Here is a 22,168-nt window from a genome sequence, read left to right as displayed (position 1 = left end):
CGGCCGCGGCGGGCCGCGGCGCCGTGCACCGCGGGATTGAACTGGTTGATCTGCCGGTACAGCCAGGCCATCGCGGGCCGCTCGCGCACGAAGGCCGGGCTCAGCGCGCGGTCCTCGAGCTCGGTCGCCGCCACCTCGCCGAGAAAGGCCGCGACGTTGGCCAGCATCCGCGGATGGTCGATCGCCAGCGGCGAGTCGCAGCAGGCGAAGGCCCACACCCGCTCGGGATGGCGCAGCGCGAGCCGCGCGCCGGTCATGCCGCCGAGCGACTGGCACACCAGCGCGGCGCTGTCGATGCCCTCGGCATCGAGCACCGCGAGCGCGTCGGCCACCAGGGCCTCGTGCCCGAAGGCCTCGAGCGGCGCGAGCGAACGGCCGAAGCAGCGCGCGTCGAACGCGATGCAGGTGAAGCGCTGCGAGAACGCGGGAATCTGCTGCCACCAGGTCGCGGCATTCGATCCCGCGCCGTGGCAGAACAGCAGCGCCGGCCCCTGGCCCGTGCGCTCGTAGTAAATGTCGACGCCGCCGGAATGCACGAAGCTCATGCCGATGTCCCTTGCGTCATGGTCATTCGGGCCGCACGCCGATGCGGCGCGCGAGCGTGCGGTAGCGCTCGGCTTCCGCGGCCAGGAAGCGCGTGGCCTCGGCCAGGCTCATGCGCTCGGACACCTGCGAGCCCGAGGCCTCGAGGGTCGTGCGCACCTGCGGGTCGGCCAGGCTCGCCTGCAGCGCCTTGTGCAGGCGCTCGACCACGGCCTCGGGCGTGCCCCTGCGCACCATCGGCCCGGCCCAGGCGCCGGCCTCGAAACCGGCGGCGACGCGGCTTTCCGCGAAGGTCGGCACGTTCTTCATCTGCGCGAGGCGCTGCTTCGAGGCGACCGCGAGGATTTTGAGCCGGCCGGTCTCGGCCAGTCCCAGGTAGCCGGTGGTGAAGGGCATCAGCGCGAAGTCGAGGTTGGCGCCGCCCAGGTCCTGGATCAGCGGCGCGCCGCCGCTGTAGGGCACGTGCATGACCCTCGCATCCATGCGCGCGGCCAGGTCCTCGGCCGCGAGGTGGAACATCGAGCCCACGCCCACGCTGCCGTAGGTCAGCGGCTGCGCGGCGGAAGAGCGCGCGAGCGCCGCGAAGGCATCGAGGTCGTCGGCCGCGAGCGCCTTGCGCGTCACCAGCACCAGCGGGTTGTTGGTGGCCGGCGAGACCAGCACGAAGTCCTCGAGCCTGAGCTTCACCGCGGCGCGCGCGAGCGGCGCGAGGATGACTTCGTTGGGCGAGCCCTGCAGCACCGTGTAGCCGTCGGCCGGCGCGTTCAGCACCTTCTGCGCCGCCAGCGCGCCGCCCACGCCGCCGAGGTTCTCCACCAGCACCGGCTGGCCCAGCTCGCGGGCCATGCGCGGCGCGATGGCGCGGGCGATCACGTCGGCCGGGCCGCCCGCGGGATAGGGCACGACCCAGTTCACCGGCCTGGCGGGCCAGGCCTGCGCACCCGCGACCAGGGGAAGCACCGCGAGGCCGATGGCCAGGCGGCGCGCGATCCATGTCAGGCTCATCTCGAACTCCGGCTGTGGTTGACGTGGGAGCGGATGCTACAAACGCGGTCCCGCGCGGCACAGGACCTTTTCGGCCACTTGGGGTACACAATCCGCCAAGCCCATGATCCGCTTCGACCTCTACCTGCCGCATGGCGGCCTGCCCGGCAGCGTCTTCGGTGCCATCGACATCCTGCGCGAGGCGAACTCGCTGGCGCGTGCGCGCGCGGGGCGGCGCATCGACGCGCCGGTGGCCTGGCGGCTGCTCGGGCCCGACGGCGGACCGCATGCGATGCGGCGCCTCGCGTTCCAGTCGGACGAGGAGGCGAAGCGCTCGCGCCGCGCGCCCGCCACCGCGCTCGCGGTGGTGCCGCCGCTGATGATGGTGACCATTCCGGGCCTGCGCCGACTGGTGGCGCAGAACGCCGCGCTCTGCGCGCAGCTCGCGAGCCGCCACGCGGCGGGCGACTGGATCGGCGCCTGCGGCACCGGCCTGTGGCTGGCCGGGCGCGCGGGGCTGCTCGCGCACCAGCCGGTGCCGCTGTCGTGGCTCTACCAGTCGGGCTTCGCGCACGACTTCCCCGACACGCCGATCCACAGCGAGACGCCGCTGACGCTCGGCCCGCACATGGTGCTGGCGGCCACGCCCGACCTGATGCATGCGATGGTGCTCAAGCTGCTCGACGGCGTCGGCCTGTCGGACCTCGCCGCGGCCTGCCGCGACAAGTTCCTCGCCAACCCCGAACGCCAGCACCTGGTGCTCGACATCCCCGAGCAGGTGGTGGGCACCTCGCGCGATGCGCCGCTGCACCGCGCCATCGCCTTCATCGAGGCCAACGCGGGCCGGCCGCTGACGGTGGCCGAGATGGCCTCGGCCGCGGCGGTCAGCGAACGCACGCTGGTGCGGCTGTTCGCGCGTCACATCGAGCGTTCGCCGATCCAGTTCCTGCACGAGCTGCGCGTGAAGCGCGCGCGCATGTGGCTCGAGGCCACCTGGCGCTCGATGCACGAGATCGCCGACGCCTCGGGCTACGCGGACGTCTCGACCTTCCGGCGCACCTTCAAGCGCATCGCCGGCATGAGCCCGTCGGAATACCGCGAGCGCTACACGGTGCGCACGCCGCGCGCGGTGTGGCAGTTGCAGGCCTACGACGACGTGCTGGCGCCGGGCAAGGGAAAGCCGGCGGCCCGCCCATGAAAAAAGCCCGCACCCTGGCGGGCGCGGGCTCGTCGTGGAATGGACGCGATCAGTCGACCAGGCCCAGGTGCAGGAAGCCGGCGTTCAGCGACGGGGTGCGCGCGCCGATCAGCAGCTCGAGTTGCTTCGAGCGCATCGCGAAGTAGACCGAGCTGCCCTTCGTCGCCGTGCGCATGCCCGCCGGCCCGAACGATGGCTGGACCGCCAGCGCGAGATCGGCCTGAGCGGTGGCCGCGCCGTCCGTGCCGGTCAGCGAGTACGTCGAGCCGGCGGCCACCACGACATCGGCCGTGCCGCCCGTCGACCAGCCCTTGCTGCTGAAGTCCGCGTAGCCCGATGCGGCCGGCACGCCCACCGCCAGCACCTGGGTGTTGGTCGTGGGCGACGGACCCGCGCTCAGATAGATCTTCTCGCCGCCGAAGTCGGCGAGCGCGAAGCGACCGAACAGGGTGCCGTCGACGGCGCTCTTCATCGTCCACACGCCGGGCTGCTGCGGATCGGGCTCGATGTTGCTGACGGACACGTCGGCGCTCGGGCACTGCTCGATCTTGTAGATGACGAGGTTGAGGCACTGCTTCATCACCTTGCCGCCACCCGAGATCTGGATCTGCGCGATGGCCGATTGCCCCCCCGCGGGCGAGAAGTCGATCCGGCCGCGGTCGTAGGTGCCGTCGAGCTTGCCCTGCTGGAGCAGCAATGCGCGCGATGCGATGAAGGGGAACGGCGCATAGGCCGTCGGCGAGGTGTAGCCCACCGCGAACGGAAGCGCGCCGACGATGTTGTCGCCGAGGCCACGCAGCGCGAGCACCTTGCTCGTGCTGCGGCTGCTCTGCACCTTCCAGTCGCCGTCGCGCGACGCGCCGGCCGTCAGGGTGCCCGAGCTGGCATCGCCCGCCGTGTCGGTCAAGGTGTAGGTGGCCTTGTCGAAATCGATGGCGAGCGTCTGGCGCGAACCATTGGCCGCATACACGGTGTAGCGCCCGTTGCGGTAGTCGCCGGTGCCGACCGAGAAGCTCAGCTCCTTGCGCCGGTTGCCCGATGCGCTGGCCGTCAGCTTGAACTCGGCGCTGCCCGTCGCATTGGGGTTCTTGAAGCGCGACAGCCACTGCGAGCCGGAGGTATCGACCTCGACGCGCTGGGCCACGCCGCTGCGGCTGTCGCCGGTCCAGGTGATCTCGCTGCCATCGCTCGACTTGACCGTCACGAGCTGGCCCGGAGCCACCTGGTACTTGCCCGCGCTGTCGGGGCTCGCGGCGCTGCCGTCGACCTCGACGGACAGCTTGGCTTCCGACTCGGCGGGCGTCTGCGGCACCACGGCGAACGGCAGCCCGCCGCCGCCACCTCCCCCACCACCACCGCATCCCGCGATGACCGCCGCCAGTGCCGTGGCGCACAGGGCCTTCGTTGTTGTGCTCCTCATGTCCTCATCTCTTTCTGTTGGATTGACTCGTTGCCCCGCTGACCTCGTCGGCAGACGGCGGCTAAATCTATCCGCGACGGAATACTTTCGCATCATCATGAAACGTGGTCGTCGCCCTGTGGCAACGCTCCTCCCAATGGGTGATTGAAGGGACTTCGCAAAAGCGGCGGGCCGTCTCGCCGTCTCATCCCCGTCGCAGCGGGAGCGCGACAACGCAGCCCACCCGCGACAAAACCCCCGCCAAGTCCCTGATTCACCGTGCGCCGCCATGCGGCATGAAAGCTGCGCAACGCAACCTGCGCCGTCCGCGGCGCAGCGTTCGTTCTCATCCATTCATACACGGAGACATTCGATGACCGCATCCACCGCCGCCCCCACGCGGGCTGCCGCCACCTGGCTGGCCGACTTCGGCGCCACGCTCGCGCGCAACGACGTCGAGGCCACGGTCGCGCTGTTCGAGGCCGAGGGCTTCTGGCGCGACCTCGTGGCCTTCACCTGGAACATCCGCACGCAGGAAGGCGCGGGCGCGATCCGCGCGATGCTGGCGGCGCGGCTGGCCGACACGCAGCCCTCGAACTTCGCGCTCGAGGGCGAGGCCAGCGAGGCCGACGGGGTGACAGAGGCCTGGTTCACGTTCGAGACCCGGGTGGCGCGCGGCCGCGGCCACCTGCGGCTGCGCGGCGGCAAGGCCTGGACCTTGCTGACCACCATGACCGAGCTCAAGGGCTTCGAGGAGAAGACCGGCGCGAACCGCATCAAGGGCGCGGAGCACGGCGTGCACAAGGGGCGCCAGAGCTGGCTCGAGAAGCGCGAGGAGGAAGCCCGCACGCTGGGCTACACCGAGCAGCCCGAGGTAGTGATCGTGGGCGGCGGCCAGGGCGGGATCGCGCTCGGCGCGCGGCTGCGCCGGCTCGGGGTGCCCACGATCATCATCGAGCGCAATGCGCGCGCGGGCGACTCCTGGCGCAACCGCTACAAGTCGCTGTGCCTGCACGACCCGGTCTGGTACGACCACCTGCCCTACATGCCCTTCCCCGACGACTGGCCGGTGTTCGCGCCCAAGGACAAGGTCGGCGACTGGCTCGAGATGTACACCAAGGTGATGGAGCTCAACTACTGGAGCTCGACCACGGCGAAGAAGGCGCGCTTCGACGAGGCCACGCAGCGCTGGGAAGTGCGCGTGGAACGCGAGGGCAAGGAGGTGGTGCTGCGGCCGAAGCAGCTGGTGTTCGCGCTCGGCGTGTCGGGCTATCCGAACGTGCCCGTGCTCGCGGGCGCCGAGAACTTCCAGGGCGACCAGCACCATTCGAGCAAGCACCCCGGGCCCGAGGCCTATGCGGGCAAGAAGTGCGTGGTGCTGGGCTCGAACAACTCGGCGCACGACATCTGCGCGGCGCTGTGGGAGCACGGCGCCGACGTGACGATGATCCAGCGCTCGTCGACCCACATCGCGCCCTCCGACTCGCTGATGGAACTGGCGCTCGGCGGCCTGTATTCCGAGCAGGCGGTGAAGAGCGGCATCGACCACCACAAGGCCGACCTGATCTTCGCCTCGGTGCCCTACCAGGTGATGCACACCTTCCACATCCCGGTCTACGACGAGATGAAGAAGCGCGATGCCGACCTCTATGCGCGGCTGGAGAAAGCGGGCTTCATGCTCGACTTCGGCGCCGACGGATCGGGCCTGTTCATGAAGTACCTGCGGCGCGGCTCGGGCTACTACATCGACGTGGGCGCCTCGGAGCTGGTGGCCAACGGCAGCGTGAAGCTCAGGAGCGGCGTGAACATCGAGCGCGTGAACGAACGCTCGGTGACGCTGACCGACGGCAGCGAGCTGCCGGCCGACCTGCTGGTCTATGCCACCGGCTACGGCTCGATGAACGGCTGGCTCGCCGACCTGATCTCGCCCGAGGTCGCCGACCGGGTCGGCAAGTGCTGGGGCCTGGGCTCCGACACGCCGAAGGATCCGGGCCCGTGGGAAGGCGAGCTGCGCAACATGTGGAAGCCGACGCAGGTGCCGAACCTCTGGATCCACGGCGGCAACCTGCACCAGTCGCGCCACTACTCGCAGTTCCTCGCGCTGCAGCTCAAGGCGCGCGCCGAAGGGCTCGACACGCCGGTGTACGAGCTCGCGCCCTCGCACCACCGGCGCTGAGGCGCGAGGCGCTCAGCCGTCGATGCGGCGGCGCAGGCCGTCGAGATCGGTCACGGTGATGCCGCCGTACTCGATGCGCAGCAGTCCGGCCGATGCCAGCCGCCGCAACGCCGCGTTGCAGCGCTGGCGCGACAGGCCCGAGAGGTTGGCGATCTCCTCCTGCGACACCTCCAGGTGCGGATCGCTGCCCGGATGCAGCCACTCGTGGAACAGGCCGACGAGCGCGCGCGCGACCTGGCTGTCGGTGTCCAGCAGGTGGTGGGCGGCGAAGTTGCCGAGGAACCAGTGCATGCGCTCGTTGATCTGGCGCAGCAGGAAGTCGTCGAAGCTGCGGTGCGTGGCGCGCAGCCAGTCGAAGGTCTCCAGCGGCATCAGCGCCACCCGGCTGGGGCGCAGCGCGATGATGTCCGCGGTGCGGGGCACGCCGCGCAGCAACGTGCCTTCGCCGAACCAGCTGCCGGTCGACAGGCCGCCCAGGGTGACCGAGCGCCCGTCGGGCGAGCTCACGCACCACTTGAGCAGGCCGTCGATGGTGCCGTACCAGTGCAGCGGGGTGTCGCCGCAGCGGCACAGCGCGGCGCCGGTCGCCACCTCGACCTCGCGCATCTCCTCGAGCACGCGCTCGCCGGCGGCCACGCCGAGTTGCGGAAACCAGGCCGATCCCTGCAGCAGTTGAGCCAGGGTCAGCGAGGCTGGGGGAGGAACAGGCCGGGCAGCGGGCATCTTCTCTCGAGGCTCAGGGCAGGTCCTTGACGCGCTGCAGCTCGGCCTGGGCTTCGCGCAGCTTGTCCTCGCGGCGCGCGATCTTGTCGCGATCGCCCTTGCGGCGCGCCTCGGCCAGCTCGCGTTCGCGCTGCGCGACCTTGCGCTCCTCGCCGCGGATGCGCTCCTGATGGCGCGCGGCCAGCCTGGCATCGCTGCAGTTGCGCCGCACCTCGGCCAGCGCGCGTTCGAGGCCGCGCACGCGATGGGCCTGGCCCTCGGCCTTGGCGGCTTCGATGTCGCGCGAGATCGCCTCGCGCTTGGCGGCGCAGCCCGCCTCGGGACCGCCCTGCGCGAAGGCCTGGCCCGACGCCAGGACCGCGGCGGCCGCGAGGACCAGCGATGACAGTTTCATGAGCGCTCCTTGTTGTGGATGAATGCGAACGACAGGGCGACTGTAGCCTCTGCACGCCGCGTAAACCCTGCCCCCGAATGTCGTCGCGATGACTGAGTGCGCTGCCCGCGCCAAAAATAATGGCGCGCTCCACGAAGGACTCCAGGAACCCCGCCATGTCGAAGCGCAAAGTGATCGTGACCATCGCCCCCACTGGCGGCATGGCACACAAGTCCCAGAACCCCCACCTCCCCACCCAGCCCGCCGAGATCGCGGCCGACGTGCTGCGCTGCTGGAATGCCGGCGCCAGCGTGGCGGCGATCCATGCGCGCCGCCCCGACGACGGCGCGACCTGCGACGCCGAGGTCTACCGCGAGATCAACAGCCGCATCCGCGCGGGCGGTTGCGACATCGTGCTCAACAACTCCACCGGCGGCGGCGTGCACGGCGACATGGTCAAGCCGCTGGCCGGCGACCGCTGGGAGATCGCGTGGGAGGAACGCATCAAGGGCATGGACGCGGGCGCCGAGATGTGCACGCTCGACGCCACCACGCTCAACCTGAGCTTCGAGGGCAGGCAGATCCTGATGGACACGCCGATCACGCGCGGGCGCGAACTCGCCGCCGGCATGAAGGCGCGCGGCATCAAGCCCGAGTGGGAGGTTTTCAGCCCCACCCACATCCTGCAGGACACGACCACGCTGATCGGCGAGGGCCACGACGACGAGCCCTACTTCATCAACCTGGTGATGAACGTGCACCGCAACTTCCAGAACGCGATGCCCTACTCGCCGCGCTTCCTGCAGATGATGGTCGACACGCTGCCCAAGGGCAGCATCTTCGGCGTCAGCGGCATCGGCACCTCGCAGCTCGAGGCCAACGTGGCGGCGCTGCTGCTGGGCGGCCATGCGCGCGTCGGCCTGGAGGACAACCTCTACTTCCGCCAGGGCGAGCTGGCCACCAACGTGCAGCTCACCGAGCGCATCGTGCGCGTGATCCGCGAGCTCGACATGGAAGTGGCGACGCCCGCCGAGGCGCGCCAGCTCATGGGCCTGCCGCGCGTGGGCACGCCGCGGCCCGAGTTCGCGCTCGGCTGAACCCGCACCCGCCAGAACAACGAACGGAGACAGATCGAATGAAGCTTTCCCGCACCGCCCTGGCCCTCGCGCTCGGCGCCGCCTTTTCCGCAAGCGCATCGGCCCAGGTGTCCGACGACGTGATCCGCATCGGCTTCATCAGCGACATGTCGGGCCTGTACCGCGACTACGACGGCCCGGCCGGCGCCGAGGCCATCCGCATGGCGATCGCCGACATGGGCGGCGCCATCGGCGGCAAGAAGATCGAGCTGGTCACGGCCGACCACCAGAACAAGCCCGACATCGCCGCCGCCAAGGCGCGCGAGTGGTTCGACGTGCAGAAGGTCGACATGCTGATCGGCGGCGTCAACTCGGGCGCGGCCATCGCCATGGCCGGCGTGGCGGCGGACAAGAAGAAGCCCTACTTCGTGGTGGGCTCGGGCGCGTCGAGCCTCACCAACGAGTACTGCTCGCCCTACACGGTGCACTACGCCTACGACACGGTGGCGATGGCGCGCGGCACCGCGAGCGCGGTGGTCAAGGCCGGCGGCAAGAGCTGGTACTTCGTGGCGGCCGACTACGCCTTCGGCGCCGCGCTGCAGAACGACGCGACCAAGACGGTGCTGGCGAACGGCGGCACGGTGGCGGGCTCGGTCAAGCACCCGCTGGGCGCGAGCGACTTCTCGTCCTTCATGCTGCAGGCGCAGAGCTCGAAGGCGCAGGTGCTGGCGCTGGCCAACGCGGGCGGCGACACGGTCAACGCGATCAAGTCGGCGGCCGAGTTCGGCATCGGCAAGAACATGAAGCTGGCCGGCATGATCATCACCATCAACGACGTGCATGCGCTGGGCCTCAAGGCCTCGCAGGGCATGTACCTGACCGACAGCTGGTACTGGAACCAGAGCCCCGAGGCACGCACCTGGGCGCGCCGCTTCTTCGACAAGCACAAGCGCATGCCCTCCTCCTTCCATGCCGGCGACTACTCGGCCGCGCTGCAGTACCTGCAGGCCGTGAAGGCCGCGGGCAGCGACGATGCCGACAAGGTGATGGCGCAGCTGCGCAGGACGAAGTTCGACGACATGTTCGTCAAGGGCGGCTGGCTGCGCGACGACGGCCTGATGGTGCACGACATGCACCTGATGCAGGTGAAGTCGCCCGAGGAATCGAAGGAGCCCTGGGACTACTACAAGGTGGTGGAAGCGATCCGCGGCGAGGCTGCCTGGACGACCAAGGCCGAGAGCCGCTGCGCGCGGTGGAAGTCATGAGCGCGGTGCACGGCGTACGGCGCGTCGCGGTGGTCGGCACCGGCGTGATCGGCGCGAGCTGGACCGCCTACTTCCTCGCGCAGGGCCTCGACGTCAACGCGACCGATCCCTCGCCCGGGGCCGAGGAGCGGTTGCGCCAGGCGGTGGCGCAGCACTGGCCCACGCTCGAGCGCTTCGGGCTGGCCGCGGGCGCCTCGGTCGACCGGCTGCGCTTCCACGACAGCCTGGAGGACGCGGTCTCGGTGGCCGACTTCGTGCAGGAGAACGGCCCCGAGCGCATGGACTTCAAGATCGAGCTGTTCCGCCGCATGGACGCGGCCTCGCCGCCCGACGCGATCCTGGCCTCGAGCTCCTCGGGCCTGGCGATCAGCGGCGTGCAGTCGGGCTGCGCGCATCCGGACCGCGTGGTGCTGGGCCATCCGTTCAACCCGCCGCACCTGATCCCGCTGGTGGAGGTGATCGGCGGCGAGCTCACCTCGGCCGACGCCATCGAGCGCACCATGGCCTTCTACGCGGCCATCGGCAAGCGGCCGATCCACGTGAAGCGCGAGGTCAAGGGCCATATCGCGAACCGGCTGCAGGCCGCGCTGTGGCGCGAGGCCTTCCACCTGGTCGAGCAGGGCGTGGCCTCGGTGGCCGACATCGACACCGCGATCGCGCACGGCCCGGGCCTGCGCTGGGCCGTGATGGGACCGTTCATGAACCTGCACCTGTCGGGCGGCGCGGGCGGCATCGCGCACGTGCTCGCGCACCTCGGCGGGCCGATCGAGGACTGGTGGCGGGACCTGGGCGCGCCGTCGATGACGCCGGCGCTGAAAGCGCAGGTGAGCGAGGGCGTGGCGCAGGAACTGGGCGCGCGCCGCACGGCCGAGCTCGAGGCCGCGCGCGACACCCTGCTGTTGAACCTGATTCGCGCCAAGGCCGGCACCGGCACACTGGATTGAAACGAACACCAACAGCCGGACGCAGAGGACGCGAAGGTTTCGCGAAGAACGCGAAAGAGAAATTCAAAGATTTTTTCTGAATTCCTTTTGCGTCTTTCGCGAGACCTTCGCGTCCTCTGCGTCCGGAAGTCCGCTCCCGCTTTCGGCAGCCGCCCCTCAGCGCAACAGATCACCGAGATGACTGACTTCCTGCAAGACGAAAACCTCATCGCTCCGCCCCGCACGGTGCGCATCGACTTCGACGACGGCTCCTTTGCGCTGCGCTCGCCGCAGGCGCTGAAGCCCTATGCGCGCTGCATCGGCGAATGGATCGAGCGCTGGGCGCGCGAGACGCCCGAGGCGCTGGCCTTCGCCGAGCGCAACGACGGCGGCGCGGACTGGCGCCGGCTCGACTACCGCGCGCTGCGCCAGGCCGTCGGCGCGGTAGCGCAGGGCCTGCTCGACCTCGACCTGCCGGCCGACGCGCCGGTCGTGATCCTGTCGGACAACGCGATCGACCACGCGGTGCTGATGCTGGCCACGATGCACATCGGCCGTGCGGCCTGCTCGCTGTCGAGCGCCTATTCGCGCATGGCCAAGGACCCCTCGCGGCTGCACGAGATGCTGCGCGCGCTGCGGCCGGGGCTGGTCTATGCCTCGGATGCGAAGGCCTACGGCGCCGCGCTCGCGGGCAGCGGCGTGGAGGCGGTCGCGGTGTTCAGCCGCAACGCCGACGCGCACCCCGGCGCGCTGGCCTTCGCGCGGCTGCTCGCCAGCGCCGAGACGCCCGCCGTGATGCAGGCCTTCGAGGCGGTGCTGCCCGACACCCATGCCAAGTACCTGCTGACCTCGGGCTCGACCGGCAAGCCCAAGGTGGTGATCAACACCCACCGCATGCTGTGCGCCAATCAGCAGATGATGGCCCAGACCTGGCGCTTCCTTGCGCACGAGAAGCCGGTGCTGGTCGACTGGCTGCCCTGGAGCCACACCTTCGGCGCCAACCACGACCTGAACATGGTGCTGGCGAACGGCGGCGCGCTCTACATCGACGAGGGCCGGCCCGCGCCGGGACTGATCGAGAAGACGGTGCGCAACCTGCGCGAGGTCAAGCCCACGCTGCTGTTCAACGTGCCGCGCGGCTACGACATGCTGCTGCCCTTCCTCGAGGCCGACGACGCGCTCGCCACCGAGGTGTTCTCGCGCCTGCGGCTGGCCTTCTACGCGGCCGCGGCGCTCGCGCCCTCGACCTGGCAGCGGCTCGAGGCGGTGGCGCGGCGCGTGCGGCCCGACCGGCCGCTGTGGCTCACCACCTCCTGGGGCGCCACCGAGACCTCGCCCGCGATCACCTCGGCGCACTGGAAGCTCGACGGCGCGGGCTGCATCGGCGCGCCGCTGCCGGGGCTGGAACTGAAGTTCGTGCCCAACGGCGAGAAGCTCGAGATGCGCGTGAAGGGCGTGTCGGTGTTCCCCGGCTACCGTGGCGCGCCGCGCGAGACCGCGCAGGCCTTCGACGAAGAGGGCTACTACCGGCTCGGCGACGCGGGCTTCCTGGCCGACCCCGCCGATCCGGTGCGCGGCGTGATCTTCAACGGCCGCGTGGCCGAGGACTTCAAGCTCTCGACCGGCACCTGGGTGTCGGTGGGCACGCTGCGCGTGAAGCTGGTGTCGCTGCTGGCGCCGCATGCGCAGGACGTGGTGCTCACGGGCCACGACCGCGACGAGATCGGCATGCTGGTGTTCGCGAGCCCGCAGGGCGCGGCGCTCGCGCCCGAGGCGCTGGCCGAGCGCATCGCGGGCGTGCTGCGCGCCTTGCGCGCGGAGGGCGCGGGCTCCTCGCAGTGCCCGGCCTGCGCGCTGGTGCTGAGCGAGCCGCCGAGCCTCGATGCGGGCGAGATCACCGACAAGGGCTACATCAACCAGCGCGCGGTGCTGGTGCGGCGCGCGAGCGACGTGCAGCGGCTGCATGCGCGCGCGCCGGAGGATGCGCAGGTGGTGCGACTGGCCTGAGCTTCAGGCCACCGGCAGCGCCAGCCACTGCCGCCACAGCTGCCGCGCCGTGTCCTGGTAGCGGCGCGTGACCGCGAGCAGCTCGGCGCGCGGCTCGGGCGGCATCAGCTCGGCCGGCAGCAGCGGATCGCGGATCAGGTGCGCGATGACCGCGCGGCCCAGCAGCAGCGACTCGCGCACGGCCGTTTCGAGCGGCCGCATGCGCAGCCGCTGCTCGCTGCGCTCGAGGCCGGCCTGCAGGCGGCGGCATTGCGCGGCCAGCGCGCGCACGTCCCACAGCCGGCGCGCGCTCGCCTGCGCCACCTCGTCGAGGTCGGCGAGCCGGAACACCGGCGCGCCCGGCGAGAGCCCCAGTTCCTTGAGCTTGCGGCGCTCGGCCTCGAGGCCGCCCGCGAGGTTGTCGGGCCGGATCTGCAGGCCGGGCCGCAGCGGCTCGAAGCCGCGCAGCGAGAGCGCGAGGCCGTGGCGGCGCCAGGCGGTCTTGTCGGCGCGCGCCACGCCGGCGTCGTGCACGGCCAGCCAGTCGCCGCGCCAGCCGACGGCCTGCGCCTGCTTGTGCAGCCAGCCGTCGACCGCGCGCGACAGCGCCGGGCCCTCGCGCTCGAGCCGGTAGTTGCCGCGCTCGCCGCGCGCGATCTTGCCCTCGGCCGCGAGCCGCGTGAGGCCCACGCGCATCGTGGTCTCGCCGATGCCCAGCAGCGCGCCCGCGCGGCACAGCGCCTGCGAACTCAGCGTGCCGCCGTCGGCCACCAGCAGGTCGAGGATCAGGTCGGGCGCGCTCGGCAGGCTGACGGAGACATTACATATCTTGTCCATGTTTGCGAAATGATGAAATGTTTCCTACGATGACCGGGACCGATCCGTTCCGTAATTTTGTGTCCGAAGGAGCCCCTCCATGGCATCCGAACAAACCCCCTGTGTACGCGCCGAATCCGACGGCGCCATCCTGACCGTCACCATCGACCGGCCTGCTCGGCGCAACGCGGTCGACGGCGCGGTGGCCGCCGAGCTGCGCGCGGCCTTCGAGCGCTTCGAGGCCGACGACGCCCTGCGCGTGGCGGTGCTGACCGGCGCAGGCGGCCACTTCTGCGCCGGCGCCGACCTCACTGCCGTCGGCGACCCCGCGCGGCGCAACGAGCTCGACCCCGAGGGCGGCGGCAGCGGACCGATGGGGCCCACGCGCATGGCGCTGTCCAAACCGCTGATCGCCGCGATCAACGGCTACGCGGTGGCGGGCGGGCTCGAGCTCGCGCTCTTGGCCGACCTGCGCGTGGCCGACGAGGACGCGGTGTTCGGCGTGTTCTGCCGCCGCTGGGGCGTGCCGCTGATCGACGGCGGCACGGTGCGGCTGCCGCGGCTGGTGGGCATGGGCCGCGCGCTCGACATGATCCTGACCGGCCGCCCCGTGGGCGCGGCCGAGGCACTGGCCATGGGCCTCGCGAACCGCGTCGTGCCGCCCGGCGGCGCGCTGGCCGCGGCGCAGGAACTGGCGCGCCAGATCGCCGCCTTCCCGCAGCAATGCATGCTGGCCGACCGCCGCTCGGCCTTCGAGCAATGGGACCTGCCGCTGGCCGAGGCGCTGCGCCGCGAGGGCGCGCGCGGCGTGCCGATCGTCGCGGCCGAGGGCGAGGCGGGCGCGGCGCGCTTGGCGGGCGGCGCGGGCCGGCACGGCGAGTTCGGGCGCTGAGCGCGCCCCCACCCGAAGAACACACAGGAGACACGGACTTGCACCAAACCACCTACCTCGAACTGATCCGCCGCGGCGCGCTGCAGCACGGCCCGCGCACCGCCATCGTATTCGGCGAACGCAGCCTGAGCTTCACCGAGGTCGACCAGCTCAGCAGCCGGCTCGCGCATGCGCTGCACGCGGTCGGCGCGGCGCCGCGCACGCGCGTGGCGCTGCTGCTCAACAACGGCCTGCACAGCGTGCCGCTGGACTTCGCCTGCGTGAAGGCCGGCATCAACCGCGTGCCGCTCAATGCGCGGCTCTCGCTGGCCGAGCATGCGCGCATGCTGGCCGACACCGGCTGCACCCACCTGGTGTTCGGTCCCGACCTGGCCGAGCGCGCGGCGGCGCTGCGCGAGGCGGCACCGGGCCTGGCCTGCCTGGGCATCGGCGCGGCGCTCGAGGGCGCGCCCGACCTGCTGGCGCGGGCGGCGACGCTGCCCGCCACGGCGCCCGACTTCGAGCCTTCGCCCGACGACGTGGTGCTCACGCTCTTCACCTCGGGCACCACCGGCACGCTGAAGGCCGCGCAGCACACGCAGGCCTCGTACGCGGCGATCTGCCGCAACGTGCTGCTGAACCTGCTGAACGCCACGCCCGAGGACGCGATGCTGCACGCGGCCTCGCTGATCCATGCCAGCGGCGTGTTCGTGCTGCCGTTCTGGCTGCGCGGCGGCCGCACCGTGATCCTGCCGGGCTTCGAGCCGGGCCTGTTCCTGCGCACGCTGCAGGCCGAGCGCATCACGGCGATCAACCTGGTGCCGACCATGCTGCAGATGCTGTTCGAGCACCCGGAACTGGCGGCCACCGACGTGAGCGCGCTGCGCTACGTGATCTACGGCGCCTCGCCGATGCCGCGCAGCGTGATCCAGCGCGCGATGGCGGCCTGGGGCCGGCACCGCTTCTGGCAGTACTACGGCCAGACCGAGGTGCCGCTGTGCCTCGCGGTGCTGCGGCCCGAGGACCATGTCGACGAACTGCTGGGCGCCTGCGGCCAGCCCGCGCTCGAGGTCGAGATGCGCCTGGTCGACGAGGCCGGCAACGAGGTACCCGCCGGCACGCCGGGCGAGATCGCGGTGCGCGCGCCCTCGGCCGTGGCGGGCTACCACGATGCACCCGCGCTCAATGCCGAGACCTTCGTCGCGGGCGGCTGGGTGCGCACGCGCGACGTCGGCGTGTTCGACGCGCGCGGCTTCCTGCACCTGAAGGACCGCACCTCCGACATGATCATCAGCGGCGGCTACAACGTCTACCCGCGCGAGGTCGAGGATGCGCTGATGACGCACCCCGCGGTGCGCGAATGCGCGGTGATCGGCCTGCCGCACGAGAAGTGGGTGGAGGTGGTCACGGCGGTGGTGGTGCCGCGCGCGGGCCAGGCCGTCGACGAGGCGGCGCTGATCGCGCACGTGGCCGGGCGGCTCGCCTCGTACAAGAAGCCGCAGCGCGTGATCTTCGCCGAGGAGATTCCGAAGACCGCGGTCGGCAAGCTCGATCGGCGCGCGCTGCGCGAGCGCCACCGGGGCTGATCAGCCGCCCACGCGCTTGAGCGTGGCGCGCATCGCCTTCGCGAAGCGCGGGTCGGCCATGGCGCCGACGTTGAAGCGCGACCAGCGCGAGAGCTGCGTCGAGTCGACGCTGAAGATGCGGCCCGGCGCCATCACGATGCGCCGCGGCAGCAGCTCCCTGGCGAAGGCCAGCGAGTCGGCCACGCCCGGCAGCGCGGCCCAGACATAGAGCGACTGCGGGCTGCGCGCGAACACCTCGGCGCCCACCGCATCGAAGAAGCGCAGTGCCTCGCGCGTGGCCTCGCCCAGGCGGTTCTGCAGCCGGTTCAGGTGGCGCTGGTAGTGGCCCTCGCTGAGGATCACGTCGACCGTGCGCTCGGCGTACTCCGAGCTGCTCACGTGGATCAGCGCCTTGAGGTCGGCGAGGTCGCTCGCGAGGTCGGCGCCGCAGGCGACGAAGCCCACGCGCAGCGCGGCCGAGAAGGACTTGGAGAAGCTGCCGATGTAGATGGTGCGCTCGAGCTGGTCGAGCGCCGCCAGGCGCGGCAGCGCGGTGGGCTTGAAGTCGGCCAGCGGGTCGTTCTCGACGATCAGCAGGTCGTGCTTCTGCGCCAGCTGCAGCACGCGGAAGGCCTTGGCCGGCGAGATGTCGGAGCCGGTCGGGTTGTGGGCCAGCGACTGCGTGAAGAACAGGCGCGGCCGCTCGGCCACCAGCAGCTGCTCGAGCACCTCGAGGTCGGGCCCGTCGGCCAGCCGCGGCACCGCGAGCATCTGCGCGCCCGCGAGCTTGAGCTTGCCGAACAGCGGGTAGTAGCCGGGATCGTCGACCAGTACCTTGCCGCCGGGCGGCACGAAGTAGCGGATCACGATGTCCATGGCCTCGTTGGCGCCGTGCGTGAGCACGATCTGCCGCGGTTCGGCGCCGATGCCGAAGTCGGCCAGCTTGCGCACCAGGTGCTCGCGCAGCGGGCCGTAGCCGAAGCGGCTGCCGTAGCGGAACAGCGCGCCAAGCCCCGTGCGCACCACCTTCGGGTGGTACTTGTCCAGCCGCACGTCGGCCAGCCATTCGACCGGCGGGAAGCCGTCGCCCACGGCCACCGCATCGGGTTCGGTCTTGAGCTGCTCGCGCATCAGCCACACGATGTCCATCGCGCGGCCCAGGCTGCCGGCATCGTCCTCGGGCGGCTTCGCGCCCGCGGGCTTCGGCTGCGCGCGCACGAAGTAGCCCGAGCCGCGGCGCGGCTCGACCAGGCCGCGCGAGACCAGGTTCTCGAAGGCCGCCACCACGGTGTTCTTGGCATAGCCGTGCAGCTGCGCGAGCTCGCGCAGCGAGGGCAGCTTGTCGCCGGCCTTGTAGGCGCCGCTGGCGATCTGGCGCGCGAGGGCCTCGGCGAGCGAATCGGCGATGGGGGCGGCGCGCGGGCCGCGGCTGGAGGGAACGCTCATGGCCGGCGACTGTGACACAGCGGGCACTGGACGCGTCGCACTGTCCCGACTGTCCCGCGAAACTGTGCCTGCCGAGGCTGGTACAGCGGGCCTAGATTCGCACGCTTCCGAATCCACCCTTGCACGAACCCAAGCACGAACGATGGTCGCCGACGCCCGCCTCCCCAATTTCCGAGCCCTGACACCCGCGCAGCGCCTCGATCACATCGCGCAGGCCGCTGCGCTCACGCCCGAGGAGAAGGCGCTGCTCGCCGCGCCCGGCGCGCTCGGCATCGAGCGCGCCAACGGCATGGTCGAGAACGTGATCGGCACCTTCGAGCTGCCGCTGGGCGTGGCCGGCAACTTCACGGTCAACGGCCGCGAGTACCTGGTGCCGATGGCGGTGGAGGAGCCCTCGGTGGTGGCCGCCGCCTCCTTCATGGCCAAGCTGGCGCGCGAGGGCGGCGGCTTCGAGGCCTCGAGCAGCGGGCCGCTGATGCGCGCGCAGGTCCAGCTGCTGGGCCTGGGCGATCCGCACGGCGCGCGGCTGGCGCTGCTGCGCGCGCGCGATCGCATCCTCGAGGTGGCGAACAGCCGCGACAAGGTGCTGATCGGCCTGGGCGGCGGCTGCCGCGACATCGAGGTGCACGTGTTCGAGGACACGCCGCGCGGCGCGATGGTGGTGCTGCACCTGGTGGTCGACGTGCGCGACGCGATGGGCGCGAACACGGTCAACACCATGGCCGAGGCGGTGTCGCCGCTGGTCGAGCAGCTCACGGGCGGCACGGTGCGGTTGCGCATCCTCTCGAACCTGGCCGACCTGCGGCTGGCGCGCGCCCGCGTGCGGCTCACTCCCGCGGTGCTGAAGACCGCGGAGCGCAGCGGCGAGGAGATCGTCGAGGGCGTGCTCGACGCCTACACCTTCGCGGCCGTCGACCCCTACCGCGCGGCCACGCACAACAAGGGGATCATGAACGGCATCGACCCGGTGATCGTCGCCACCGGCAACGACTGGCGCGCGGTCGAGGCGGGCGCGCATGCCTATGCCTGCCGCCATGGCCGCTACGGCTCGCTCACCACCTGGGAGAAGGACAAGAGCGGCGCGCTGGTCGGCACCATCGAGATGCCGATGCCCGTGGGGCTGGTCGGCGGCGCCACCAAGACTCATCCGCTGGCGCGGCTGGCGCTCAGGATCCTCGGCGTGCAGTCGGCGCAGGAGCTCGGCGAGGTGGCGGTGGCCGTGGGCCTGGCGCAGAACCTCGGCGCGCTGCGCGCGCTCGCCACCGAGGGCATCCAGCGCGGCCACATGGCGCTGCATGCGCGAAACATCGCGCTGGTGGCCGGTGCCACGGGCGACGAGATCGATGCGGTCGCCAAACAGATGGCCACCGAGCACGACGTGCGCACCGATCGCGCGGTGGCGCTGCTCGAAGCCCTGCGCGCCAGGAACTGAACTTCACGGATCGCGGGAAGGCCCCGCACCACGGACCGCGGCCGATACCGCGGCGGCACGCGGGGCGCGTGCCGTCACACCAGCAAGAACGGAGACAAGCAATGAACCCGAACGGCACGACGCAGGCGCGATGGCGCCTGGTGGAAATCTGGGGCGACACGGCGGACCTGCGCCATCTCGCGGGCGCGATCGCGATCGGCATCGCCGTGAGCCTGGCCGGCTTCCTGCTGGCCAACCGCCTGCTCGCGGGCGCCGTGCGCTCGCCCGAGCTGGCGCGCGCCTACGCGATGCTCGCGGGCCTCGCGGGCTGCGTGATCGCGGGCCTGATCTGCGCGCTGCTGTTCGCGCCCAAGCGCGAGGTGGTCGAAGGCGGCGCGGCCGATCCGCGCTGGCGCGAGGAGGTGCTGGCCGAACTGGCCGGCGAGCACGGCGAACTCGGCGCGATGAGCGACCTGCCGCCCGCCGCGCTGCGCGAGCTCCAGGAGCTGGGCCTGCACGACCTGTTCGCCAACCACCGCCCGCGCACCCGCGCCGCCGCCGAAGGAGCCGCCTCGTGATCGACGCCGCACTGCTGAACCAGATCCTCGTCGCCACCGGCATGGGCCTCGTGGGCGCCGTGGTGTTCGCCGCCATCGGCCTCGTGTCGGGCACCGACGAGACCACCACGCTCGCGCCGCTGACCCTGCTGGTGGTGCTGCTGGGCGTGCCGCCCGCGGGCGTGTTCACCTTCTTCCTCGCGGCCGCGGTGGCCAAGCACATGACGCATGCGGTGCCGACCGCGCTGCTGGGCATTCCGGGCGACACCATGGCCACGCCGCTGCTGCAGGACGCCAACATGCTGCGCAACCTCGGCGTGCCGCACATCGCGCTGCGCAAGATGGTGTCGGGCGCGATCATCGCGGCCTTCGTCGCGGTGCCGCTGGCCGTGCTGTTCGCGGTGCTGCTCGCGCCCTACGGCGCGGCCATCACCAAGGCGGCGCCGTGGATCTTCGTGGTGGCGGCGGTCGCCATCGCCTGGTTCTCGAGCGGGCGCTGGGCCTCGGTGGCGACGCTGGTGCCGTTCGTGATCGTGATCGTGGCGCTGCAGTCGCTGACCGCCAAGTACGGCGTGAAGCTCAGCATCAGCTACTTCCTCGGCATCGCGATCGGGCCGCTCGTGGCCGACCTGTTCTCGGTGCTGTCGCCGACGGCCAGGGCGCGCATGGCGCGCGAGAAGGTGCGCACCTTCTCGCTGGCGCCCGACGTGAAGGGCTGGAGCGGCTACTTCCCGAACCCCTTCAAGGTGCTCGACCGCGGCCAGGTGAAGTGGACGCTGGCCACCGCCACCATTTCGAGCGCCACCTTCGTGTTCAGCCCGGTCGCGATGACGGTGGTGCTCGGCGAGCTGGTCGGCTCGCGCATCAAGCATGCCTACCACCGGCTCACCACCACGCTGGCCGCGCGCAACGGCGTGACCGAGGCCACCTACGTGGCCGAGGCGCTGATCCCGCTGATCGCGATCGGCCTGCCGCTGAGCCCGGTGGCCGCGGGGCCGGCCGCGCCGCTGTTCAACGCACCGCCGGTGTTCACCATCGACGCCGCCACCGGCCAGACCCACAACCTGCACAACCTGCTGAGCCACTGGGAGTTCCTGGGCTACGGCATGCTGGCGGTGGTCCTCGCGGCGCTGGTGGCCTATCCCTTCACCATGAACTTCGCGCGCCGCGCGGCGCTGTTCGTCTCGCGCAAGGTCAGCCACGAGGCGATCATCGCCACCTTCGTCGGCCTGATCGTGGTGATCAGCGTCTGGGAAGGGCAGCTGCTGGGGCTGTTCGTGATCCTCACCATGGGCCTGCTCGGCGGGCTGCTGTCGCGCGCCATCGGCTTCAACACCGGGGTGCAGTTCATGGGCTACTACACGGCGGTGCTGACGGTGCCGGCGGTGCTGAAGGCGATCGGCTAGGGTTTCGGTTTCTTCTTCGAGCCGGGCGGCTCGTCGAGCCCGAACAGCCGCTCCACCTGCTGCCCCACGCGCGCGCCGATCGCGGTGCCCACGCCCGGCAGCACCGCGCTGCCGACGGCCGCGCCCGCGAGCGCGCCGCCGGTCAGCGAGAGCTCGGGATCGCTCATGGTGCCGCCGATCTTGAGCGGCACGCCGACCACGCCGTCGACGATGTCGACCGCGGCATCGCCCTGGATGCGCCGGTTGAACAGCCGCACGTTGCCGCTGGCGGTGAGCACGCCCGAGCGCGCCTTGAGGCCGGTGTAGCGCAGCACGGTGCCGTCGGGCGTGGCCTCGGTGTCGAGCGTGCCGCTGAGCTCGTCGAGCACGGTGCGCCCGCCGCGGCTGATGCCGGCGGTGCTCACGGCCTTGGCGAGGTCGAGCTTGGTCAGGGTGGCCGGGCTGACCGAGAACACGGTCCGCGTGCGCAGGCCGCGCATCAGGGCGCCGGCCTTGTCGGCCTCGGCCGTCAGCGTGGTCTGGCCGTGCAGCTTGCCGGCGACGAAGGTGCGGCGCCCGAAGGTCTGGACCAGCGCCTCGATGTCGACGTCGCGCGGCACGAGCTCGGCCGACACGCGCAGGCGGCCGTTGTCCAGCGACTCGAAGCGGCTGACGCCGTTCCAGCTGCCGCCCGCCACGTCGATGCGGGTCTGCCAGCGGTCGTTGCGGCCCTCGCGGTCCAGCCGCAGCCGGGCCGGCGGCGAGGCACCCGCGCGCTCGGCCAGCGCATGGCGCGGGCGCCAGCCGGGGTCGAAGTCGATCTGGCCGTCGTAGGCGAGCTCGATGTCGCGCCGGTCGATCCAGCGCACGTCGCGCCAGCGCAGCCGCTCGAGCGGCGTCTCGGCCAGCGTCCAGGGCGCGGGCAGGGCGATCCGGCCTTTCTCGATGGTCTCGGGCGCGCGGCCGCGGAAGGCCCGGATCGCCTCGCCCGGCAGCACCGCGCCCTCGACCTCGAGCGTGTCGGCGGCGACCACGCGCCTCCACAGCGGCGCGAGCTGCAGCCGCAGCGCGATGCGGTGCACGGTGACCGGGCGCGGCTGGTCGGTGGCGACGTCGGTCAGCACCAGCACCGGCATGGGCAGCAGCGACCAGTGGGCGCCGCCGATCCTGAGGCCGATGCCGTAGTGCTTCTCGAAGCCCTCGGCGATGCGCTGCGACACCTCGGCGTCGCTGGGCAGCAGCCAGCGCGCCGCGCCCCACAGCGCGAGGGCGCCCGCCAGCAGCACCAGGGCCGAGCCGGCGAGCCAGAACCGGACGCGCCGGGAGGGGGATTTCATGGACCCAACGTAGCACGCCTGGGCGACTGCCGATGTCAGCCGCCGTCGCCAGGGCCTGTTAACTCTATAGAAGGGGTCGCGCTGCTTCGCCAAGGGGCTGGATGCAAGGCGCCCGCGCGCAGCAAGGCGTCCGC

19 protein-coding genes are annotated in these 22,168 nt (G+C 71.5%); 11 read left to right on the top strand and 8 right to left on the bottom strand.

Annotated features, from left to right (window positions below):
* Positions 1-545, bottom strand: a 545-nt coding sequence (locus tag ACODT0_RS41210) for an alpha/beta fold hydrolase (protein ID WP_489043935.1), incomplete at its 3' end; no start/stop codon positions are given.
* Positions 546-567: 22 nt separating this feature from the next.
* Complete coding sequence (locus ACODT0_RS41205; protein WP_489043934.1) at positions 568-1,548, bottom strand: tripartite tricarboxylate transporter substrate binding protein; 981 nt, start codon at positions 1,546-1,548, stop codon at positions 568-570.
* A gap of 103 nt (positions 1,549-1,651) precedes the next feature.
* Here ACODT0_RS41205 and ACODT0_RS41200 point away from each other — a divergent pair, with 103 nt between their 5' ends.
* Positions 1,652-2,725, top strand: a complete 1,074-nt coding sequence (locus tag ACODT0_RS41200) for a GlxA family transcriptional regulator (protein WP_489043933.1) — start codon at positions 1,652-1,654, stop codon at positions 2,723-2,725.
* Positions 2,726-2,774: 49 nt separating this feature from the next.
* Here ACODT0_RS41200 and ACODT0_RS41195 read toward each other — a convergent pair whose 3' ends face one another.
* Positions 2,775-4,145: a hypothetical protein gene (locus ACODT0_RS41195; RefSeq protein ID WP_172705644.1), complete on the bottom strand. Its 1,371-nt coding sequence runs from the start codon at positions 4,143-4,145 to the stop codon at positions 2,775-2,777.
* A 352-nt stretch (positions 4,146-4,497) separates the two neighbouring features.
* On the opposite strand from ACODT0_RS41195, the gene ACODT0_RS41190 reads away from it, so the two are divergent.
* Positions 4,498-6,300: a flavin-containing monooxygenase gene (locus ACODT0_RS41190; RefSeq protein ID WP_489043932.1), complete on the top strand. Its 1,803-nt coding sequence runs from the start codon at positions 4,498-4,500 to the stop codon at positions 6,298-6,300.
* A gap of 12 nt (positions 6,301-6,312) precedes the next feature.
* Here the strand turns inward: ACODT0_RS41190 and ACODT0_RS41185 are convergent, their stop codons facing one another.
* Positions 6,313-7,023, bottom strand: coding sequence for a Crp/Fnr family transcriptional regulator (locus tag ACODT0_RS41185; protein WP_093343707.1), 711 nt, complete (start codon positions 7,021-7,023; stop codon positions 6,313-6,315).
* 13 nt (positions 7,024-7,036) lie between these two features.
* Positions 7,037-7,417 carry a DUF1090 domain-containing protein gene (locus ACODT0_RS41180; RefSeq protein ID WP_422099525.1) on the bottom strand — a complete coding sequence of 127 codons (381 nt, stop codon included), beginning with the start codon at positions 7,415-7,417 and terminating at the stop codon, positions 7,037-7,039.
* A gap of 155 nt (positions 7,418-7,572) precedes the next feature.
* Here ACODT0_RS41180 and ACODT0_RS41175 point away from each other — a divergent pair, with 155 nt between their 5' ends.
* From ACODT0_RS41175 to ACODT0_RS41160, 4 genes are all read left to right on the top strand, one after another.
* Positions 7,573-8,493, top strand: coding sequence for a beta-keto acid cleavage family enzyme (locus ACODT0_RS41175; RefSeq protein WP_057595325.1), 921 nt, complete (start codon positions 7,573-7,575; stop codon positions 8,491-8,493).
* Positions 8,494-8,531: 38 nt separating this feature from the next.
* Positions 8,532-9,737: an ABC transporter substrate-binding protein gene (locus ACODT0_RS41170; RefSeq protein WP_489043931.1), complete on the top strand. Its 1,206-nt coding sequence runs from the start codon at positions 8,532-8,534 to the stop codon at positions 9,735-9,737.
* Complete coding sequence (locus ACODT0_RS41165) at positions 9,734-10,681, top strand: 3-hydroxyacyl-CoA dehydrogenase NAD-binding domain-containing protein (protein ID WP_489043930.1); 948 nt, start codon at positions 9,734-9,736, stop codon at positions 10,679-10,681. Before ACODT0_RS41170 ends, ACODT0_RS41165 begins: the two co-directional genes overlap by 4 nt.
* A gap of 177 nt (positions 10,682-10,858) precedes the next feature.
* Complete coding sequence (locus ACODT0_RS41160; RefSeq protein WP_489043929.1) at positions 10,859-12,667, top strand: feruloyl-CoA synthase; 1,809 nt, start codon at positions 10,859-10,861, stop codon at positions 12,665-12,667.
* A gap of 3 nt (positions 12,668-12,670) precedes the next feature.
* On the opposite strand, the gene ACODT0_RS41155 is transcribed toward ACODT0_RS41160, so the two are convergent.
* Positions 12,671-13,483, bottom strand: a complete 813-nt coding sequence (locus ACODT0_RS41155) for a PaaX family transcriptional regulator (protein ID WP_489043928.1) — start codon at positions 13,481-13,483, stop codon at positions 12,671-12,673.
* Positions 13,484-13,562: 79 nt separating this feature from the next.
* Between ACODT0_RS41155 and ACODT0_RS41150 the strand changes: the two genes are divergently transcribed.
* A complete protein-coding gene (locus ACODT0_RS41150) occupies positions 13,563-14,354 on the top strand; it encodes a crotonase/enoyl-CoA hydratase family protein (protein ID WP_489043926.1) in 792 nt (263 codons plus the stop codon).
* A 38-nt stretch (positions 14,355-14,392) separates the two neighbouring features.
* Positions 14,393-15,919 (top strand): class I adenylate-forming enzyme family protein, encoded by a 1,527-nt coding sequence (locus tag ACODT0_RS41145; RefSeq protein WP_489043925.1) that lies wholly within the window; start codon positions 14,393-14,395, stop codon positions 15,917-15,919.
* Here ACODT0_RS41145 and ACODT0_RS41140 read toward each other — a convergent pair whose 3' ends face one another.
* Entirely contained in the window at positions 15,920-17,344 is a 1,425-nt protein-coding gene (locus tag ACODT0_RS41140; protein WP_489043924.1) for an aminotransferase-like domain-containing protein, read from the bottom strand.
* A gap of 142 nt (positions 17,345-17,486) precedes the next feature.
* Between ACODT0_RS41140 and ACODT0_RS41135 the strand changes: the two genes are divergently transcribed.
* From ACODT0_RS41135 to ACODT0_RS41125, 3 genes are all read left to right on the top strand, one after another.
* Positions 17,487-18,776: a hydroxymethylglutaryl-CoA reductase, degradative gene (locus tag ACODT0_RS41135; protein WP_489043923.1), complete on the top strand. Its 1,290-nt coding sequence runs from the start codon at positions 17,487-17,489 to the stop codon at positions 18,774-18,776.
* Positions 18,777-18,877: 101 nt separating this feature from the next.
* The gene (locus tag ACODT0_RS41130) at positions 18,878-19,333 is read left to right on the top strand and encodes a hypothetical protein (RefSeq protein ID WP_057591784.1); all 456 of its coding nucleotides are present in this window, start codon (positions 18,878-18,880) and stop codon (positions 19,331-19,333) included.
* Positions 19,330-20,718 (top strand): tripartite tricarboxylate transporter permease, encoded by a 1,389-nt coding sequence (locus tag ACODT0_RS41125; protein WP_261212173.1) that lies wholly within the window; start codon positions 19,330-19,332, stop codon positions 20,716-20,718. Before ACODT0_RS41130 ends, ACODT0_RS41125 begins: the two co-directional genes overlap by 4 nt.
* Here ACODT0_RS41125 and ACODT0_RS41120 read toward each other — a convergent pair.
* Entirely contained in the window at positions 20,715-22,034 is a 1,320-nt protein-coding gene (locus tag ACODT0_RS41120; protein ID WP_422099517.1) for an AsmA family protein, read from the bottom strand. The genes ACODT0_RS41125 and ACODT0_RS41120 overlap by 4 nt on opposite strands.
* Between the last annotated feature and the right edge of the window lie 134 nt (positions 22,035-22,168).

It is taken from the genome of Variovorax sp. FG153 (assembly GCF_057809595.1).
Note: the sequence above shows the minus strand (reverse complement) of the source record. Positions and strands in the feature narration are given on the sequence as shown.

What these genes read in the sequence shown, in the direction of transcription:
- ACODT0_RS41205 (WP_489043934.1), bottom strand. Translation starts at nt 1,548, where the DNA reads ATGAGCCTGACATGGATCGCGCGCCGCCTGGCCATCGGCCTCGCGGTG.
- ACODT0_RS41200 (WP_489043933.1), top strand. Translation starts at nt 1,652, where the DNA reads ATGATCCGCTTCGACCTCTACCTGCCGCATGGCGGCCTGCCCGGCAGC.
- ACODT0_RS41195 (WP_172705644.1), bottom strand. Translation starts at nt 4,145, where the DNA reads ATGAGGAGCACAACAACGAAGGCCCTGTGCGCCACGGCACTGGCGGCG.
- ACODT0_RS41190 (WP_489043932.1), top strand. Translation starts at nt 4,498, where the DNA reads ATGACCGCATCCACCGCCGCCCCCACGCGGGCTGCCGCCACCTGGCTG.
- ACODT0_RS41185 (WP_093343707.1), bottom strand. Translation starts at nt 7,023, where the DNA reads ATGCCCGCTGCCCGGCCTGTTCCTCCCCCAGCCTCGCTGACCCTGGCT.
- ACODT0_RS41180 (WP_422099525.1), bottom strand. Translation starts at nt 7,417, where the DNA reads ATGAAACTGTCATCGCTGGTCCTCGCGGCCGCCGCGGTCCTGGCGTCG.
- ACODT0_RS41175 (WP_057595325.1), top strand. Translation starts at nt 7,573, where the DNA reads ATGTCGAAGCGCAAAGTGATCGTGACCATCGCCCCCACTGGCGGCATG.
- ACODT0_RS41170 (WP_489043931.1), top strand. Translation starts at nt 8,532, where the DNA reads ATGAAGCTTTCCCGCACCGCCCTGGCCCTCGCGCTCGGCGCCGCCTTT.
- ACODT0_RS41165 (WP_489043930.1), top strand. Translation starts at nt 9,734, where the DNA reads ATGAGCGCGGTGCACGGCGTACGGCGCGTCGCGGTGGTCGGCACCGGC.
- ACODT0_RS41160 (WP_489043929.1), top strand. Translation starts at nt 10,859, where the DNA reads ATGACTGACTTCCTGCAAGACGAAAACCTCATCGCTCCGCCCCGCACG.
- ACODT0_RS41155 (WP_489043928.1), bottom strand. Translation starts at nt 13,483, where the DNA reads ATGGACAAGATATGTAATGTCTCCGTCAGCCTGCCGAGCGCGCCCGAC.
- ACODT0_RS41150 (WP_489043926.1), top strand. Translation starts at nt 13,563, where the DNA reads ATGGCATCCGAACAAACCCCCTGTGTACGCGCCGAATCCGACGGCGCC.
- ACODT0_RS41140 (WP_489043924.1), bottom strand. Translation starts at nt 17,344, where the DNA reads ATGAGCGTTCCCTCCAGCCGCGGCCCGCGCGCCGCCCCCATCGCCGAT.
- ACODT0_RS41135 (WP_489043923.1), top strand. Translation starts at nt 17,487, where the DNA reads ATGGTCGCCGACGCCCGCCTCCCCAATTTCCGAGCCCTGACACCCGCG.
- ACODT0_RS41130 (WP_057591784.1), top strand. Translation starts at nt 18,878, where the DNA reads ATGAACCCGAACGGCACGACGCAGGCGCGATGGCGCCTGGTGGAAATC.
- ACODT0_RS41120 (WP_422099517.1), bottom strand. Translation starts at nt 22,034, where the DNA reads ATGAAATCCCCCTCCCGGCGCGTCCGGTTCTGGCTCGCCGGCTCGGCC.